This window comes from Aquabacterium sp., from assembly GCF_014378415.1.
Classification (GTDB): Bacteria; Pseudomonadota; Gammaproteobacteria; order Burkholderiales; family Burkholderiaceae_C; genus Aquabacterium.
The window spans coordinates 1-17,238 of record NZ_JACMNS010000079.1 but is presented as its reverse complement, the minus strand read 5'-3'; the positions used below and the strand labels follow the sequence as shown (position 1 = coordinate 17,238).

15 protein-coding genes and 1 pseudogene are annotated in these 17,238 nt (G+C 64.5%); 4 read left to right on the top strand and 12 right to left on the bottom strand.

The window, feature by feature from the left end; genetic code table 11:
- Window positions 1-305 precede the first annotated feature (305 nt).
- The 3 genes from H7225_RS07540 to H7225_RS07530 all read right to left on the bottom strand — a co-directional run bounded on the left by H7225_RS07540 (window position 306) and on the right by H7225_RS07530 (window position 3,759).
- Window positions 306-1,031, bottom strand: a complete 726-nt coding sequence (locus H7225_RS07540; RefSeq protein ID WP_290660427.1) for an SHOCT domain-containing protein — start codon at window positions 1,029-1,031, stop codon at window positions 306-308.
- A 96-nt stretch (window positions 1,032-1,127) separates the two neighbouring features.
- Window positions 1,128-1,784: a hypothetical protein gene (locus H7225_RS07535; protein ID WP_290660425.1), complete on the bottom strand. Its 657-nt coding sequence runs from the start codon at window positions 1,782-1,784 to the stop codon at window positions 1,128-1,130.
- A gap of 181 nt (window positions 1,785-1,965) precedes the next feature.
- Window positions 1,966-3,759, bottom strand: a complete 1,794-nt coding sequence (locus tag H7225_RS07530) for a lipase family protein (RefSeq protein WP_290660423.1) — start codon at window positions 3,757-3,759, stop codon at window positions 1,966-1,968.
- A 307-nt stretch (window positions 3,760-4,066) separates the two neighbouring features.
- Here H7225_RS07530 and H7225_RS07525 point away from each other — a divergent pair, with 307 nt between their 5' ends.
- Entirely contained in the window at window positions 4,067-4,762 is a 696-nt protein-coding gene (locus H7225_RS07525) for a TetR/AcrR family transcriptional regulator (RefSeq protein WP_290660421.1), read from the top strand.
- A 1-nt stretch (window position 4,763) separates the two neighbouring features.
- Here H7225_RS07525 and H7225_RS07520 read toward each other — a convergent pair whose 3' ends face one another.
- From H7225_RS07520 to H7225_RS07490, 7 genes are all read right to left on the bottom strand, one after another.
- A complete protein-coding gene (locus tag H7225_RS07520; protein ID WP_290660419.1) occupies window positions 4,764-7,319 on the bottom strand; it encodes a diguanylate cyclase in 2,556 nt (851 codons plus the stop codon).
- Between the two features lie 100 nt (window positions 7,320-7,419).
- Window positions 7,420-7,842 carry a universal stress protein gene (locus H7225_RS07515; RefSeq protein WP_290660417.1) on the bottom strand — a complete coding sequence of 141 codons (423 nt, stop codon included), beginning with the start codon at window positions 7,840-7,842 and terminating at the stop codon, window positions 7,420-7,422.
- Between the two features lie 33 nt (window positions 7,843-7,875).
- A complete protein-coding gene (locus H7225_RS07510) occupies window positions 7,876-10,449 on the bottom strand; it encodes a cation-translocating P-type ATPase (protein ID WP_290660415.1) in 2,574 nt (857 codons plus the stop codon).
- A gap of 76 nt (window positions 10,450-10,525) precedes the next feature.
- A complete protein-coding gene (locus H7225_RS07505) occupies window positions 10,526-11,602 on the bottom strand; it encodes an NAD(P)-dependent alcohol dehydrogenase (protein ID WP_290660413.1) in 1,077 nt (358 codons plus the stop codon).
- 66 nt (window positions 11,603-11,668) lie between these two features.
- Window positions 11,669-12,547, bottom strand: a complete 879-nt coding sequence (locus H7225_RS07500) for an NAD-dependent protein deacetylase (protein WP_290660411.1) — start codon at window positions 12,545-12,547, stop codon at window positions 11,669-11,671.
- A gap of 26 nt (window positions 12,548-12,573) precedes the next feature.
- On the bottom strand, window positions 12,574-13,686 hold the full coding sequence (locus H7225_RS07495) for an alkene reductase (RefSeq protein ID WP_290660409.1): 1,113 nt from the start codon (window positions 13,684-13,686) through the stop codon (window positions 12,574-12,576).
- A 35-nt stretch (window positions 13,687-13,721) separates the two neighbouring features.
- Complete coding sequence (locus tag H7225_RS07490) at window positions 13,722-14,315, bottom strand: TetR/AcrR family transcriptional regulator (RefSeq protein WP_290660407.1); 594 nt, start codon at window positions 14,313-14,315, stop codon at window positions 13,722-13,724.
- Between the two features lie 117 nt (window positions 14,316-14,432).
- Here H7225_RS07490 and H7225_RS07485 point away from each other — a divergent pair, with 117 nt between their 5' ends.
- Together H7225_RS07485 and H7225_RS07480 are read left to right on the top strand one after the other, a co-directional pair.
- Window positions 14,433-14,903: a helix-turn-helix domain-containing protein gene (locus tag H7225_RS07485; RefSeq protein WP_290660405.1), complete on the top strand. Its 471-nt coding sequence runs from the start codon at window positions 14,433-14,435 to the stop codon at window positions 14,901-14,903.
- Window positions 14,878-15,132, top strand: a complete 255-nt coding sequence (locus H7225_RS07480) for a hypothetical protein (protein WP_290660403.1) — start codon at window positions 14,878-14,880, stop codon at window positions 15,130-15,132. Before H7225_RS07485 ends, H7225_RS07480 begins: the two co-directional genes overlap by 26 nt.
- On the opposite strand, the gene H7225_RS07475 is transcribed toward H7225_RS07480, so the two are convergent.
- Together H7225_RS07475 and H7225_RS07470 are read right to left on the bottom strand one after the other, a co-directional pair.
- Complete coding sequence (locus tag H7225_RS07475) at window positions 15,102-15,815, bottom strand: YebC/PmpR family DNA-binding transcriptional regulator (protein ID WP_290660401.1); 714 nt, start codon at window positions 15,813-15,815, stop codon at window positions 15,102-15,104. The two genes, H7225_RS07480 and H7225_RS07475, sit on opposite strands and share 31 nt — an antisense overlap.
- 84 nt (window positions 15,816-15,899) lie before the next feature.
- Window positions 15,900-16,454 carry a response regulator gene (locus H7225_RS07470; protein WP_290660400.1) on the bottom strand — a complete coding sequence of 185 codons (555 nt, stop codon included), beginning with the start codon at window positions 16,452-16,454 and terminating at the stop codon, window positions 15,900-15,902.
- On the opposite strand from H7225_RS07470, the pseudogene H7225_RS07465 reads away from it, so the two are divergent.
- Window positions 16,348-17,222: pseudogene (locus H7225_RS07465) on the top strand (IS5 family transposase). The gene H7225_RS07470 and the pseudogene H7225_RS07465 sit on opposite strands and share 107 nt — an antisense overlap.
- The last annotated feature ends 16 nt before the right edge of the window (window positions 17,223-17,238 follow it).

Sequence of the window (17,238 nt, the reverse complement as noted above, 5' to 3'; positions counted from 1 at the left end):
GATCATTGACGCGCCGCAGGCGGCCATTGAAGCGGTGATCGGCAAGCATGCGGTCATCAGACAACTGTTGGACAACGGCTGGATCCACCTCTGGCGCTTCAAGCCAGCGGGCTTCGAGCGTTATGAGCACGGAGCATGGTCTCCATTGTGTCTGCAGGCCCGGGCAGCTTGATGATGGGCGGCCAGTCACCTGTTCAAGGGCTTAAAGTTCGACAACACCTCGTCGCTGCTCATCACCAACGACAGCCCGGCCAACACCATCCAGATGCCGCAAGGCAGCGGCACCTGGCTTTGAGACTGAAGGCTTAGAGGCGGCCCAGGAGTTCAGACTTCTTGGCCGCGAACTCTTCCGCGCTGATGTAGCCCTTGGCTTGCAAGGCGGCCAACTTCTCGATGGTGCCAAAGATGTCAGCGGGGTCGGCACCGTTTGCAGGCGATGGCTCAAAAGGCTGCGGCTGCGGCACGCGGTAAGCGGGCGCCGCGCCTTGTGCGCCCTCGCCCGACACCACCGGCAGCGAGGCCACATCGATCAGGCCGTATTGGCTGGAGAGGCTGATCGAGCCGCTGCCCGATTGCTGTTGTGAGAAACCGCTGATCTGGTGGTCCAGCGTGTCGTAGACCGTGACCCGCCCGCCCACGTCAATCGCCAGCCGCCGCGCCTGCCCGAAGTAGGCATACCGCACGCCATTTTGGGCACCGGTGCTGTTGGGCCAACGCAAATCGGCCGGCCACCAGTCGTTGGACGTGCCGGGCACGAACAGATTGGGCTGGCTGGCGATCAGGTTGGACAACTCGAAGCACAGGCCATCAACCCGCCCCTTGAGGTGGTTGTTGAACATGTCGGACACCATGGTCATGCCGCCGCGCATCCACTGCCCGTAGCCACCGAATTCGGGGTGATTGAACTGGGCCATGCCGCCGTTGCCATTGAGGACCGAGCCGAGCATGCTCATGACCGCGTCAGGGCTGAAACCGGTGCGGTAGGCGATGTCGTTGATGGCCTGCTGGCCGCTGCCGGAGAGTTCACGCATGATGGGTCTGCCTGCTTGCCTTTGATCGGGGGGATCAGCAATTCGCATGCCGACGGGCAAGAGGTTACGCCAGCGTGGGCCCCCGCAGCGTCTGAGTCAGCTGGCGGCGGAGGCGCCCAGGCGACGAGTTTCCACGTCAGCCCGCTTCTTGCGCGCTTGCTCGTCGCTCACGGCATCTTTCAACAAAGACGCTTGCAGCTTCTGCGCCTCGGGCTTGTCCAGGTCGGCATTGACCACGCGCTGGGGCAGGTCGTCCAGCAGCTGCTCGGCCAGCAATTGGCGCTTGGCCATGTCCTTGGAGTGCGCCATCGACTGCCACAGCTCCAGCTGCTTCATGAAACGCAGCTTGTTGACCAGGCGCGTCAGCTCCGCCTGGGGGGTGGGGTGTTGCTGCGAGACGCCTTTCAGCATCTGCCATTCCATTTCAGAGACGAACTCCGGGCGCTCCGTGACGGGCCCCGTGATCGGCTTCATGGCCGGTGCGCGCGCCACCACCAGTGCAGCGGCCGTTTGTTGGGCCACCATGCCCGCTTCGGTACTGGGCATGGCATCAGGCTGCTGCACCAAGGCCACCGGCTTGGCCAGCGCCACCACCTGGGGGGCGGCGGGTGCCGAGGCGGTCACCGCCTCGCTCACGGCCGCGTCATCGCGGTGAGACCACCACCACAGCACCGCCGCCATCGCCGCGCCAATCAGGGCCAGCAAGGCGAACCATTGTTTGCCCGCGCTGCGCGCCACTTGAACTTGTGCCATTTTTCGAATCCTAAGCTGGTGGCGCGATGGCGCCAAATCGATGTCAACGGGCAGTGTGCACAGGGTGGGACAAAATGCCCAGTCAGGGAAGTCCCTAGCGAGAAAACCCGCATAAAGACAAGAGGCCGGCCCGCCCGTGTTCCTGGCAGGTCGGCCTCAGCCTCAGTTCACACCAGGCCGATCAATACTTCTTGGGCGCTGGGGGCGTTACGTTGAACGAGTAGGTCTGGCCAGCACCGGACATCAACGACGACAAGATCGCCGAGATGATGCAACCCTTGATCTGAGGGAAGGTGGTGGTGCCCACGAAGGTCAGGCCACCATTGCCCAGCGACGAGACTGGGCCGTCGAAGTCGATCGGGAACTCCACCGGCGTGACAGTCTTGCAGGTGCCGACCGGGATGCCCGACACCGAGGTCACGGTGATGTCGGCGAAAGCCTTGCCGTGCACGTGCAGTTGCCCGGCATTGTCCAAGTTCACCGTGCCAGTGGCGTCGCCAACGGGGGAGATCTTCAGGCCGATCTGCGAGCCGATGCCGATGATCTTCAAGGATTGCTTGAAGTCAGGCACCGACAGGTTGCCGGTCAGGCGTTGGGCCGTGATGTCGGTTTCAGCCGAGAAGCTCGACGTGGCGGGCAGTTTGACGGTTTGCGCCAGGGTTTTCAGGCCCACGCTGGCCGTCAGGGGCCAGCTCTTCAGCGAGACCACGAAGTTGCCCTTGTTGGGGTTGGCGGTCGACTTGGGTTCGGCCGCCAAGGTGAAGCAGCTGCTGGTGGCACTCTTGCCGTTGAAGCGGTCACCCAACCAGGTCAGCACGGTGGGCGCGGCCTGGAACTGCGTCACGATGTGCTCGCTGGGGTACACGTCGAAGGTCACATTGCTGAACTTGGCGCAGTACTGCTTCTTCAAGTCCACGTGCTGCTCGATCGGGATGAACTCGTCGGCCTGACCGTGATACTGGTACAGCGGCACGGGGATCTTGGTCGCCCCCAGGTTTTGAGCCTTCAGCGTGGCGTTGATCGCCGGCACAGTGATCAATTGGTCGAGCGTCTGGTTGCCCACCGTGTACTCGGACAGGCTGTGGTTCATCAGGTCGAACAGTGCTTCGAACACGCATTCGGTCTTGCCTCGGGCGAGGGTGGCCTGGCCATTGGCGTTGGTCAGCGAATCAAGGGGGATCGCGGTGGGGTATTGCTCGGCCAGGCCAATCACGCCAGCGAACAGGAAGGAGGCACCGTTGGAGCCGTCCAGGTACTTGGCCGTGGTGATGAAGTCAGCGGGGGTGCCGCCAGCGGCCACACCGACCAAGTTCAGACTGGGCACGTAGGTGGCTTTGCGTTCAGCGGCCCAGGAGGCGCTTTGGCCGCCTTGCGAGTAACCCCAGATGGCGGTCTTGGCGGTGGCGCTCAAGCCCACCGAAGGAACCTGGCTGGCGGCGCGCACGATGTCCAGCACGGCATTGCCTTGCGACGCACCGGCCAGGTAAGTGGGCGTGCTGCCGGTGGTGTAACCAGCGTAGTCGGTGACCAGCACGGCATAACCGGCCTTCAGGGCGGCGGCGATGTTGGCGGTTTCATAGTCGGTGCCCCCGGCCAATTGCAGCGAAGGCGCGCAAGGTTGGGCCAGGCCATGGGTGCCCACGGCGTAAGACAGGACCGGACGATCACCACCTCCGGCCCAGGCCGCAGTGGGGACGATCACGGTGCCGGTGACGGCATTGGCCGAGCCCACCGAGTCGGTCGACTGGTACAGCACGTTCCAGGCCTTGACGGCGGGGGCGTTCGCGCCCAGATTGACGGTCGCAGTGCGGTACGAAATCAGATCCCCGTGACTGCCGCTCAGGCTGGCCGGGGCCGTGTAGAAGGCGATGCCCGAAGGGCCGGAAATGGGGGCTGCATACGCAGAGGTCACCGCGAGGGCCAAGGCGGCCAAAGGCAGCGCCAAAGCCGGCTTGCGCAGGAAGGTAATCATCATGAGTCTCTCTCCATTTTGGTTCGGGCAATCCATCGGTGATCGATTACCAGCGATCGATTAATCGCATGAGGCCAGTTTGACAAATTGATTAAGCAGTTTCCCAGAGGGTTTGCGCCAAGGCGGATCAATTTCCCCCCGCAAACATGGGGCGTCCGCATCGCTGGGGTCCTATGGCGACAACCCACGGGGTTTCCACAAACATGAAAACACCCTTTTCACCCTTGGATGACCCCATACTTGCAGTCAAATTAATGAGCAATCGTTATTGTCTAAACCCCCGATGCCCTTGCAACCCGCCCCTGCCGACGTGAAACCACGCATGTACTCCGGCGTCCCGCAGGAGGAACGCACCCGTTTGCGGCGCCGTCGGCTGATCGATGCCGGCATTGAGGTATTCGGACGACAGGGGTTTGCGCGGGCCACCATGCGCGACATTTGCGCGCAATCGCGCCTGAGCGAGCGCTATTTTTACGAGTCCTTCAAGAGCACGCCCGAGGTGTTCGACACCGTGTTCAAGCACCTGGTGCGCGACCTCATGGCCGCCGTCAGTGGCGCCATCATGCAGGCGCCACCGACTGAGAAAACGCTGCTGGAAGCAGGCCTGGAGGCCTTTTTGCGCTTCATCCGCGACGATCCCCGCCGGGTTCAGATCATTCTGATTGACGGGGTCTGGCGCGAGCAATCCAAGCTCCGAGAAGGCCAATCGGAGCTGTTCACCTACCAGCAGGTCATCGAAACGCTGACTCAGGGCCTGCACCCCCGGATGAGCACCGAAATCGATTTGAAGCTGGCGGCCAGCGGTCTGGTGGGCACGGCGGTCCACACCGCCATCGCGTGGGCCGACACGGGCTTCAAAGCCGACATCGACTCGATCGTCAAGCACAACCTCTTCGCCTGGGGCGGCCTGGGTCGCTGGATGAAGATGACGGTGCCCGGCTCCGAGGTCGTGCCTGAGCAGTCCGAACTCGTTGCGCACGTTCGCAGCGTGTTCAAGCCCGACTGATTCAGCGCAGCGACGAGGTGGCCAAGGCCACCCGATTGCGGCCGCCGTGCTTGGCCTGGTACAGGGCCGCGTCGGCCGCCGCGATCAGGCCGGATTCGGTCTGCCCGACGCCGGCCCGCGCGCTGGCCACGCCCACACTGACCGTCACCATGGCAGCCGTGTCCGAGCTTTCGTGCCGAACCTGCAACGCCTGCACGGCCAGGCGAATCCGCTCGGCCGCTTGCCGCGCCAGCTCGGCGCCGGTTTGGGGCAGCACGGCGATGAACTCCTCGCCACCGTAGCGCGCGACCAGGTCGCCGGGTCGGCGCAAGCAAGCCCGCATGACCTCGGCCACCTGGACCAGACAGAGGTCCCCGGCGGGGTGGCCATAGCGATCGTTGAATTTTTTGAAGTGGTCCACGTCCAGCATGATCACAGCCACCTCGCCTTGCCCGTGCTGGGCCCGCTGCCAGATCTGGCGCAAATACTCTTGCAGATGGCGGCGGTTGTAGGCACCCGTGAGCACGTCCACGCGCGCCAGGTTCTGCAAGCGCTGGTGCACCTCATCCAGCTCTTGCAGCAACTGCTTTTGCCGCAGAGACAGCAGGTAGCGCTTGCGCTCGTCGCGCTCCATCGCGTAGTTGGCCATCAGGGTAAAGACCACCGTGGCGCCGACCAGGAAGATGACGGGCAGGATCAGGCGATCGTTGAAAGCGGGCACCATCAGCACCCCACCAATGTGCATCGCCAGGATGGCCACGGAGCAAGCCAGCGCGTACCAAAAGCGCAGCCGCTGCACGATGTTGGTGTAGATGATCACCACCATCAGGCCCACGTGGTAGTACTGCCCCGTCGGGCTGTGGGTGGCCGCCAGGATGTAGGCCAGGCAGGCCGCCGCGAACACGCCACTGACCAGCACCAGGCATTCCACTCCCAAGGGCGGCACGGTGCGCAGCACCCAGTCGCGGCCAAACCAACCCAGCAACAGCAAGCCGACGGCCATCGGCGTGAACAGGCCCAGGCGGATCTTGACGGCCAGATCGAACACGTCCCGCGCCATCAAATAATCGACGCCCAGGAAGCCGTTGAACACGATGAGCGAGAGGATGCCGCTGAGCACCAGGTAGCGCAGGCGGGCCGGGGCCACGTCGTTCAGGAACTGCTGCTCCAGGATGGCGGGAAAACGCATCCACGAACAGCTGCGGTCGATCCGCGACTGGGCCAACGCCACCTCGTTGTGCGCAGCCGAGGGTGGGTCGACCTCCATGGGCCCGGGCGCCAAGGCATCGGGCACCCCCCCCGCCAAATCCAAGGTTGGTTGAACGTCGGCCGCGCGCACCGTGTTTCGCCCGGCGCCCTTGGCCTGGTACAAGGCCTGGTCGGCGGCGACCATCAGCCTGGTCGGCGTGATGGCCGCCGCCCCCGGGCGCACGCTGGCCACGCCAATGCTCACGGTGACCGGTGTGGTGCCGTCAGCGTCCACCGCAGCCCGCACCCGCTCGGCCGCTGCCATGGCCACCGCCAGGTCCGAGTGGCTTAGCAGCGCAATGAATTCCTCGCCGCCATAGCGTGCCACCAGGTCTTCAGGCCGACGCAGGCAATCTCTCAGGGTCTCGGCCACGGCCTGCAGGCAGGCATCGCCGGCCGGGTGGCCATGCTGGTCGTTGTAGGCCTTGAAGTGGTCGACATCGATCATCAACAGGGCCACGTCGTCACCGTCGTGGCTGGCGCGGGCCCAGGTGTGCTGCAGAAACTCGTCGAAATGGCGCCGGTTGGCAAGAGCGGTCAAGGGATCAACGCGCGAGAGCCGCTCCAATTGCTGGTTGGCCTGCACCAGCTGGCTTTGCAGCCCTCGCTCGTGCTCCAGCATCAGCCAATTGGTGCGGTCTTCGTGCTCCAGCCAGTAGCTGCCGTACAGCGTGAAAACGGTGACCGACACCATGACCAGCGTCATCGCGATCACGACCTCCATGGGCGGGTTGGGCAGGGCCAGGGCGGCCCAGGCATACATCATCAGGATGACCACATCGACCAGCACAGCTTTCCAGAACCGCAACTGCAGCATGCCGCCATTGATCAACTGGACCATGCACAGGACGACCAGGTAGGGCGGGGCCAATTCGTCGTGGCTGTTCAAGCTGAGGAAAATCGTGCCAATGGCCCCCACGGGCCCCATGCCCGCCGCGACCCACTCGCGCGCGTTGCTGCTCAGGTGCTTGATGCCGAGCAACCAGAGCAAACACAAGGGGCTGTAGAACAGCAGGCGCAATTGCAGCGCGTTGCTGAACTGGTCGCGCACCATGAGCCAATCGGTCAGCAGCAGGCTGTTCCACAACAGCAGCACCCAGAACGCCCCGCCGCGGAGCAGCCGAAGCCGTTCGGCGGCACGGCCTTGCTGGTAGCGCCCCTCCAGTTTGGCCGGAAAACGCAAACCACTGAAACCCTGGGCCAACACCGTGGCGAACTCACTCGCGGGCAGCTGTAAGGGCTGCGCCGGCCAATCCTCCGCACCGCCCATCAATGACTCGACGCCAGCGCGCGCTTCAGGGCCAACGGTGACATCGCGGAAAAATTGCATCCGTTAGTGTGCCCACCCGCATCAGCCGCAGCACTCCGGGAAAACCTGACGGGGTCATGACTTGCATGACATTTTGGCCGATTACGTGGCTATTTCAGGGTCAGCGCACCAGCAGCACGGGCACCTTGGTGCGGGCCAGCACGCCGGTGGCCACCGACCCCAGCACGACACTGCCGATGACCGAGCGGCCGTGGGTGCCCATCACGATCAGGTCTGTCGGGTGTTTTTCAGCGAACTCAGCGACCACTTCTGCAGCATGGCCCTTGCGGCTGATCAACTGCACCTTCCAGCCCTTTTGGTCGGTGAAAGCCTTGATGGGCCGCAGCACCTCCTGGGCGCACTCTTCGTAATAGGCATCGGCCATGGCGCGCTCCAGGAAGCCGGTCACGCCCGCAGGCAGCAGCGGCACGACCGTGAGGATGGTGAACTCATGCTGGGCCCCCAGCAACTCGTCGTGCGCGGCGATGTAACTCAGCATGCGCTTGGTGTACTCGCTCCCATCGACAGGCATCAGGATGTTCATGCTGGGCTCCAAGGTGTTGAGGATGGGTGCATGTTAAGGCCCAGCAGGCCGGGGTGATTGACGTGAATCAACGCTGCGCTCGCGCGAACCCAGGTGCCGGACCAACATCAGCGCAGGCCACAGCAAGGCGCCGACCAGGGCGCACGCCGCAGCCGCCTGCACTTCAGGCAAGGCCAAACTGAACAGATCGCGCAGCAGGGGCCAAGCCAGGATCAGCCCCAACACCAGGCCGGTGCCGGTGACCACGGCCCACATGGCGTGGTTGGCCAGGCCACCCGCCCGGCGGCTCAGGATCAGCGCCATGTTGCCCAGCACCAGGGTGGAAAAGCTGAGGGCCCGGACCACCTCGACCTCGTCGGACTGGCGCCGCGCCCACTCGTGGACCAGCAGCACCCCCAACAGCAGGAGCAAGCCCTGCCAGACCCAGGGCCAGATGCCCGAGGCGCCAAACAAGGAGGTGGGGCCGCGCCGAGGGGGTTCTTGCATGGCCCGGGCCTCCTCGGGCTCGGCTTCGAACGCGATCGAACAGGCCGGATCAATCATCAACTCCAGGAAAGCGACGTGGATGGGCAGCAGCATCAAGGGCCCGCCCATCAGCACCGGCCACATGGCCAGCCCGGCAATGGGGATGTGAACGGCCACGATGTAGCCACAGGCTTTGGTCAGGTTGGCGTAAATCCGCCGCCCCAGGCGAATCGCCTCGACGATGGACGAGAAGCGATCGTCGGTCACGACCAGGTCGGCGGCTTCGCGGGCCACGTCGGTGCCCCGCCCGCCCATGGCGATGCCGATGTCGGCGGCGCGCAAGGCCGGCGCGTCGTTGACCCCGTCGCCCGTCATGGCCACCACCTCGCCGTGGGCCTGCAGCGCCCGGACGATGCGCAGCTTGAGCTGGGGCGTGGCGCGCGCGATGACGTGCGTGGCCTGCATTTTTTCGCGCAACGTGGCCTCGTCCATCTGGGCCACTTCGGCCCCGGTCAGGCAACCCAGCGTGCCATCGGCCGCCCCAATGCCCGCCTGGCGCGCGATGCTGCTGGCCGTGGCCGGGTAGTCGCCGGTGATCATGATGATGCGGATGCCGGCCTGTCGGCATTGCGCCATGGCCTGGGGCACCTCGGCCCGCACCGGGTCGGCCAGGGCGATCAGGCCGATGAACTCGAAATCAAAATCATGCACCGATTCGGCCAAAGGCCCGACCGGTGTTTGCCCACGCGCCACGCCCAGCACACGCAGGCCTTGCTCGGCCATGCGCTGCACCTGGGCCAGCAGGGCTTGCCGCTGAGGATCCGGCAGGTGGCAGAGGCTGGCGATGGCCTCGGGGGCGCCTTTGGTGGCGATCACAAGGTGATCGATGCCCGGGGCACGCCAAACCCGCGAGACGGCCAGCAACCCAGGTGTCAAGGGGTACTCGCGCGCCAAGGTCCAATCATCGTGCAATGCCCGTCCTTGCTTCACCGCGTGGATCGCGATCTCCATGGGATCGAAGGGATCGCGGCGGCTGGCCAGCACCGCCAGCTCCACCAGCTCGCCGAACTGCGGCGGCCACTCGCCAGACTCGTCAACGCTCCAATCTTGGTCCAGTTCACCCGCGAGGGCCAATCGGGTCACGCGCATGCGGTTTTCGGTGAGGGTGCCGGTCTTGTCCACGCACAAGACGGTGGCCGCGCCCAGGGTTTCCAGCGCGGGCATGCGCCGCGTCAACACATGGCGGCGTGACATGCGCCAGGCGCCCAGGGCCAGGAAGATGGTCAGCACCACGGGGAACTCTTCGGGCAGCAAGGCCATGGACCAGGCAATGGCGGCGAGCATGGCCTGCACCCAATCGCCACGGGTCAAGCCCATGACCAGCAAGACGGCCACGCCCAACACCAGCACACCGGCCGCCACGCGCCGAACCATGTGGCGGGTGGCTTTCTGCAAGGGCGTGCGCCCCGTCTCGATCAGGCTGAGGACACCGCCGATGCGGCCGATTTCGCTGTGCGATCCGGTCGCCAGCACTTGGGCGAAGCCCTGCCCTTGCACGACCAAGGCGCCTGAGAACACGCAGCAGGCGCTGGCATCGCCAGGTGGCGCCATGGACCATGGTGCAGGCAGGGTGGTGGCTTGCTTGTCCACCGGCAGGGACTCGCCAGTGAGCAAGGATTCGTCGGTCTGCAGGTTGTTGGCCTGGACCAGCACGCCATCGGCGGGCACCCGGTCCCCTTCCAGCAGCACCATCAGGTCGCCCGGCACCAGCTCATGGGCATCAATGCGCAGGCGCAGGCCATCGCGGATGACCAAGGCCCTCGGGCTGGCCAGGTCCTTGAGGGCGTCCAGGGCCCGCTCGGTGCGCCGCTCTTGCACCAGGGTGATGCCCATGACGGCCATGACCGAGACCGACAGGGCCAGGCCCTCTTGCCAGTCGCCGATCAGGAAGTACAGCACCAGGCAGGCCATGAGCAACAGGAACATGGGCTCGCGCGCCACCTCCAGCGCCGAACGCCAAAGCGGTCGGGTCTTCTGGGTGGCCAGGGCGTTGGGACCATGGGTCTGGCGCAAGGCCAGGGCTTGCTCAGCACTCAGGCCGACCATGTGGCCAGGATTGACTGGGTCGGGCACGGCGCTCATCGCTAGCGCGCCAGGGCGCATGGTCCTGGCGCATCGGCCAGCGGCGGCGGTTTCATCAGCAGATGATGGAAGGCCTTCATGGCGTGATCGCCACTTTCAGCACGCCATCGCGTTGATGGCCAAACAACTCATAGGCCTGCTCGATGTCGTCCAGCTTGAAACGGTGGGTGACCATCGCACTCAGGTCGACCCGCCCCGACTCGATCACCGACATCAGGCGGCGCATGCGCTCCGAACCCCCTGGGCACAAGGAGGTGATGATCTTGTGATCGCCCAAACCCGCCGCGAAAGCGCCCAGCGGAATCTGCAGGTCGGTGGAATACACCCCCAGGCTGGACAAGGTACCCCCCGGGCGCAGCACTTTCAAGCAGGCCTCGAAGGTGGCTTGCGTGCCCAGGGCCTCGATGGCCACGTCCACGCCGCGCCCGCTGGTCAGGCGCATGATCTCGTCCACCGGGTCAAGGCGGCTGGCGTCGATCACGTGGTCCGCCCCCATCTGGCTGGACACCGTCAACCGTTGCGCCAGGCGGTCCACGCCGATGATGGTGGTGGCTCCACTCAACTTGGCCCCGGCGGTGGCGCACAAGCCGATGGGGCCTTGCGCGAACACGGCCACCGTGTCGCCAATGCGGATGCCTGCGCGCTCCGCACCGCTGAATCCAGTGGACATGATGTCCGGGCACATCAGCACCTGCTCATCGCTCAGGCCATCGGGCACGGGCGCCAGGTTGGCCATGGCATCGGGCACCAGCACGTACTCGGCCTGGCAGCCATCGATGGTGTTGCCGAATTTCCAGCCGCCCATCAGCTTGAAGCCATGGGGCGTGCCCGCGCCGTCTTGCGAACTCACACCGCACTGGCAAGCGCTGCTCCAGCCGCTGGGCGTGATGGCGCCAGCGATCACACGTTGACCTTCCTGGTAGCCGCTGACCGCCGACCCAAGCTGGTGAATGATGCCCACAGGTTCGTGGCCAATGGTCAAACCGCGCGCAACGGGGTACTCGCCCTTGAGGATGTGCACATCGGTGCCGCAGATGGTTGTGGTGGTGACCTTGATCAGCGCGTCCAGCGGGCCCACCTCAGGCATGGGTTTGTCATCCAGCACGATGCGCCCGGGCTCCACGAAGATCGCTGCTTTCATCATCCTGGCCATGGTCTGCTCCTCTGGTGGTTTCTGCAGAAAACCCAGTCTAGGCAGTCCCTGCCCGATCGTCCAGACCTAAGGCACCCTGGCTTGACCAGCGTCAAGGACGGTGTTCAAAAGCAGGGCCAGCGCGTCGCTGCAATCGAGCTCCAGCTTGGCCGACAGCAGGGGATCGGCCCGGGTCGCGCCCTGGTTGATGGCCACCACCGGCTTGCCCAAGCGGTGCGCCTGCTCGGCAAAGCGAAAGCCCGAGTACACCGACAGGGACGAGCCGATCACCAGCAGCGCCGAAGCGTTTTCGACAGCCTGGCTGGCTGCGGCCACGCGCTCGCGCGGCACGTTGTCGCCAAAGAACACCACATCGGGCTTGAGCACGCCCTGGCAGGCAGGGCAGGTCGGCACTTGAAAGTTGGCGCAATGCTGGTCTTCCAGGTGGGCATCGCCATCGGGCGCGGCTTGAAAGGCCGCCGGTGGCATCGGTTCAAAGTGGGGGTTGTGGGCTGCCAGCCAGGTCTGCACCTGCGCGCGCGGGTAACGCCCCTGGCACGACAGGCACAGCACGCGGGCAATGCTGCCGTGCAGCTCGATCACCGCCTGGCTGCCGGCGTGGTGGTGCAGGCTGTCCACGTTCTGGGTGATCACCGTGCTGACCAAGCCCCGCGCTTCGAGTTGGGCAATGGCCCGGTGGCCCGCGTTGGGCGCGGCCCGCGACAGGGTCTGCCAACCCACGAAGCTGCGGGCCCAGTAGCGCCGCCGCATGGCTGGCAAGCTCAAGAATTCCTGGTGTTGGATGGGCTTGGAATGCAGCCATTGCCCATGCCGATCACGGTAGGCGGGGATGCCGCTGCCGGTGCTCAAGCCCGCCCCGGTGAGGACCACCCAAGGGCCCGCGCCCAACAAAGCGATCAGGGTCGCAATGTCGGGCGCAGGGGTCATCGAGTCGGCGGAGGGCATCTGGTCAGGATAGCCGCTCGGGGTTGTCAAGCAGGCAAGGCGGGGTAGTCGGTGTAGCCGTGCGCACCCACACCGCCGTACAGTGGCGCGTCCTTGAACAGCTCGTTCAAAGGCGCGTTCTCCTTGAAGCGACGCGGCAGATCAGGGTTGGTCAGCATCAGGCGGCCAAAGGACACCAGATCAGCCTTGCCCGAGGCCACCACGTCCACGGCCATGGCCTTGTCGTAGCCGTTGTTCAGCATCCAGACGCCGTTGTACAGCTTGCGCAGCGCATCGTAATCAAACGGCGCGATGTCGCGCGGGCCACCGGTGGCGCCTTCAACGATGTGCAGGTACACGGGCTTGAGCTGGTTCAGCTCGCGCACCACGTGCTCGAACAAAGGCTGCGGATGGCTCTCGCTCGAATCATTGACGGGCGAGACGGGCGACAGGCGCACGCCCACCTTGTCGGCGCCGATCTCGTCGATCACGGCAGCCATCACCTCGACGAGGAAACGGGCGCGGTTCTCGATGCTGCCGCCGTAGATGTCGGTGCGCTTGTTCGAGCCATCGCGCAGGAAAGCGTCCAGCAAATAACCGTGGGCGCCGTGGACCTCGATGCCGTCAAAGCCGGCTTCGATCGAGTGGCGGGCGGCGGTGCGGAAATCGTTGACGATGCCGGCGATCTCGTCGGTCTCCAAAGCGCGTGGGGTCGAGGTGTCGACATAGCCGACGCCGGGGATGTAGGTCTTGGCCTTGGCCGCGATGGCCGAGGGGGCCACGGGCGCCAACTCGCCTGGCTGGAAGGCCGTGTGCGACATGCGGCCCGTGTGCCACAGCTGCACGAAGATGCGGCCGCCACGGGCGTGCACCTCATCGGTCACTTTCTTCCAGCCAGCGATCTGCTCGGGGTTGTGCACGCCGGGCGTGGCGTTGTAGCCCTGGGCTTGGGCCGACACCTGGGTGGCCTCGGCAATGATCAGGCCGACCGAGGCGCGCTGGGCGTAGTACTCGATGGTCAGGGGGCCGGGCACATTGCCCGCCTCGGCGCGGTTGCGCGTCAGGGGGGCCATCACCATGCGGTTGGCCAGGATGATGCCGCCCAGTTGGAAAGGCTGAAACAGCGCGGCGTCAGGGGATGTTGGATCGGGGGCAGCCATGCAATGGACTCCTGGTTGGGTGAAAGCCCGTGTGGTCAGGGCAGAAAGAATTTGTCGAGCAAAAGGTGCCGCACCTCGTGCAAAGGCCGCACGCTGTGCTCGACCTTGCTGCGCAGCACGGCGCCCTCCCAGGCATCCCAGAAGAAGTTGGCCAGCGCTTTGTCGTCCACGTCGTCACGCACCTCACCGGCCTGCTGGGCCTGCAAGATCAGGTCGGCCAGGCGGTCGCGCCAATCGCGCAGCACATCCGACAGCACGGCGCGGCAGGCCTCGCTGGCCTCCACCACTTCGGCCGCGAAGTTGCCCACCAGGCAGCCTTGGCAGCCGGTTTGCTCGTGGTGCGCGATGAACCGGCCGAACACGTGGTGGATGGCGGCCAAAGGGGCCGGGGGCGCGTCTTTCAACGCAGCGCTCCAGGCATCGCCCGTCCACTTGGCGTAGTTGCGCAAGATCTGCGCGGCAAAGGCTTCTTTGCTGTCGAAGTGGTTGTAGAACGAGCCCTTGGGCACCCCGGCTTGGTCAGTGATCTGCTGGATGCCGGTGGCGTTGTAACCCTGCCGCTGGAACAAGGCATAGCCCGCGTCGCTCAAGCGGCGGGGGATGTCGGTGGGGTCTGCGGTGCGGGGCATGGTCAAACTATATGACCGGTCGTCTTGGAATGATTTCAAGCGCGGCTTAGGCCCTGCCAAACCCATGGTTTTGTTTCTCATCGTTTACAAAAACAATTTTTGCTCATAACGAGAAACATGAATGAAGCAGAACTGAGTGGCAGCCAGCAGATTGGCGCGGCCTTCAAGGCCAGGCGCAAGGCGCTGAAGGTGTCGCCCACCAGGGCCGCCCAGGCTGCGGCCATCTCGCGGGTCACCTTGCACCGCGTGGAGCGGGGCGACACCTCGGTCAACGTGGGGGCCTATCTGCGCGTGGCAGATGCGCTCGGGCTGGCGCTGAATTCAACCCTTGCGGGTGGCGATCAAAGCAATGGCTCGCCCACGGATCGGGAGGCCGCTTTGCCCTGGCTCATCCCCATTGATCAATACCCTCAGCTTAAATTGATCGCGTGGAGCCTGCCCGACCTCCAGGAAATCGACCCCCCATTGGCCTTGGGCCTGTACGAACGGAACTGGCGCTATGTGGACCAGGCGGCCATGACGCCCCAAGAACAAGATTTGGTGAACCGGTTGGTCAAGGAGCATGGCAATGGCTGCGTCTTTGTTTAAGCGCCCTCATCACACCCGCATTGCCCAGGTATTGCAGGCCCTTTACCCGTTGGTGCTTGATCGCTGCGGATGCCTGTTTGGTGGTGGCAAAGCCATTGCCAGAGTACAAGAGCGAGAAGGCTGGCTGGAGGCGTGCCTCAAGCAAATGCAGGTCACCACGCCCAGAGCCTCCGTGCTGGCGCTCATCAAGAAGCTTGCTCAGCCCGCCAAGCCCGCGAACACATTCTGAACGTCTTCGCTGGCATCCAGCGCGGCCAGGAAAGCTTCAACTTCTTCCAGATCAGCCGCGCTCAGGCTGGCCGGATCAACCGGGTTCTTGGGCTTGTAGCCCAGCTTGGCCGACATCACCGTGAAACCCTGCGCGGGCAAGGCGCGGCTGACCAGGTCAAGGTCGGTCGGGTCGGTCAGGAACACGGTGACGCCGTCTTCTTCGCTGGCCTCAAAATCCTGCGCCCCGGCTTCGATGGCGGCCAACTCGGGGTCGGCGCCCTGGGTGGCGGGCTCGGCCTCGATCATGCCCACGTGGTCAAAATCCCAGGCCACCGACCCCGAGGTGCCCAACTGCCCTTTGCGGAACAACACCCGCATCTCGGAGGCCGCGCGGTTCACGTTGTCGGTCAGGCACTCCACCATCACCGGCACGCGGTGCGGCGCAAAACCTTCGTACACCACGTGCTCAAAGTGCACGGCCTCACCGGTCAGCCCGGCACCCTTCTTGATCGCCCGGTCAAGCGTGTCTTTGGGCATGGAGACTTTGCGGGCTTGCTCGACCACCAGGCGCAAACGCGAGTTGGCCGCCGGGTCGGCGCCATGGCGGGCGGCAATCATGATGTCCTTGGACAGCTTGCCAAACAGCCTGCCTTTGGCATTCGAGGCCAGGTCCTTGTGTTTTGCTTTCCACTGCGCGCCCATGTTTGATGGTCCTTTGTGTTGCTGGGTTTCCGGTGCGACATTGTCCACCTCAGCGCAGCAAGCTCACAATCTGCTTGATCAAATTCAGGGGCGCAAGGGCTTGGGGCAATGGGGATCAATGCCCGCCGTGATGGCCTGGAGACGATCGCTGTCGCGCGCGAACGACGTCAGCGCGATGGCGGGCAAACACTGGCCAGCGGATGAATCCATCCCCTGCTGAGACTCGCGTCTGCGCAACTCCCTGATCAGCTCGCAGCCGTCATGGCTGACCATGCCGATGTCGCTGATCAGCACGTCAGGTTTGAAGCTCGCCACCATTGCCAGCGCTTGCGCCACATCACTGTTCGCGCGCAGGGTGGCGCCCCGATCGCCCAGGATGATGTGCAGCATGGCCGTGGCATCCGGGTCATCGTCAACGATCAAGATCTTGAGTTGCCTCAAAGGCAGTTCATCACCGCCGGAGTTGGTGGAACAAGACAAGAAGATGCGGACGAAGTACCGCACGACGAACTGGTCCGAGTACAACGCGTCGCTGAAGGCCCGCGGCTCGCTGACGGTGTGGCTGGACAATGAGATGCAGTGGTTGGCCCAGCCCAACGGCAAGCTCGGTCGCAACCAGACGTTCTCAGACGCAGCCATCCAGTTTTGCCTGAGCATCAAGTGCCTGTTTGGACAGCCGCTGCGCCAGCAGCCTGGGCATGGTGCAAAGCCTGTTGAGGCTTGCCAATCTGGACTGGCAAGTGCCCGATTTCAGCACGGTGAGTCGGCGCCAGAGGCATCTGCGTGTACAGCTGAGCTACCGCCCCAGCACATCGCCATTGCACCTGCTGGTGGACAGCACAGGCATCAAGTTCCTGGGCGAAGGCGAATGGAAACGCAAGAAGCATGGCGCTGAGTACCGGCGCCAGTGGCGCAAGGTTCACCTGGGCATTGACGCGCAGACACTGGAGATAAGGGCCATCGAGGTCACAGACAACAGCGTGGGTGATGCGCTGTCTGCGCCCGGCGTTGATGGCGCAGATTCCTGCTGCTGAGCCCGTGGCCAGCGTCAGCGCAGACGGGGCTTACGACACCAGGGCATGCCACGAGGCCATTGCGCAGCGGGGTGCTGCGGCGATCATCCCGCCACCCAAGAATGCTCAGCTGTGGAAATCCCAATCGGCAGGGGCAAAGGTGCGCAACGAAGCGGTGCTGGCTTGCAAACGCCTTGGGCGCCGGATATGGAAGGTGTGGAGTGGTTACCACCGGCGCAGCCTGGTGGAGACCAAGATGCACTGCTTCGAACGACTGGGCGAGCGCGTGATGGCGCGTACCTTTGAGCGTCAAGTCGTTGAGCTGCATGTGCGCGTGGCCTTGCTCAACCGCTTCAGCCAACTGGGCCGTCCTGTGACGGTTGCCATGGCATAACTCCGCCTGGGGCTGG

Coding starts and splice junctions, on each gene's coding strand:
- H7225_RS07510 (WP_290660415.1), bottom strand. CDS start 10,449: ATGAGCGCCGTGCCCGACCCAGTCAATCCTGGCCACATGGTCGGCCTG.
- H7225_RS07530 (WP_290660423.1), bottom strand. CDS start 3,759: ATGATGATTACCTTCCTGCGCAAGCCGGCTTTGGCGCTGCCTTTGGCC.
- H7225_RS07490 (WP_290660407.1), bottom strand. CDS start 14,315: ATGCCCCGCACCGCAGACCCCACCGACATCCCCCGCCGCTTGAGCGAC.
- H7225_RS07505 (WP_290660413.1), bottom strand. CDS start 11,602: ATGGCCAGGATGATGAAAGCAGCGATCTTCGTGGAGCCCGGGCGCATC.
- H7225_RS07495 (WP_290660409.1), bottom strand. CDS start 13,686: ATGGCTGCCCCCGATCCAACATCCCCTGACGCCGCGCTGTTTCAGCCT.
- H7225_RS07535 (WP_290660425.1), bottom strand. CDS start 1,784: ATGGCACAAGTTCAAGTGGCGCGCAGCGCGGGCAAACAATGGTTCGCC.
- H7225_RS07500 (WP_290660411.1), bottom strand. CDS start 12,547: ATGCCCTCCGCCGACTCGATGACCCCTGCGCCCGACATTGCGACCCTG.
- H7225_RS07480 (WP_290660403.1), top strand. CDS start 14,878: ATGGCAATGGCTGCGTCTTTGTTTAAGCGCCCTCATCACACCCGCATT.
- H7225_RS07475 (WP_290660401.1), bottom strand. CDS start 15,815: ATGGGCGCGCAGTGGAAAGCAAAACACAAGGACCTGGCCTCGAATGCC.
- H7225_RS07540 (WP_290660427.1), bottom strand. CDS start 1,031: ATGCGTGAACTCTCCGGCAGCGGCCAGCAGGCCATCAACGACATCGCC.
- H7225_RS07485 (WP_290660405.1), top strand. CDS start 14,433: ATGAATGAAGCAGAACTGAGTGGCAGCCAGCAGATTGGCGCGGCCTTC.
- H7225_RS07470 (WP_290660400.1), bottom strand. CDS start 16,454: ATGGCTGCGTCTGAGAACGTCTGGTTGCGACCGAGCTTGCCGTTGGGC.
- H7225_RS07520 (WP_290660419.1), bottom strand. CDS start 7,319: ATGCAATTTTTCCGCGATGTCACCGTTGGCCCTGAAGCGCGCGCTGGC.
- H7225_RS07515 (WP_290660417.1), bottom strand. CDS start 7,842: ATGAACATCCTGATGCCTGTCGATGGGAGCGAGTACACCAAGCGCATG.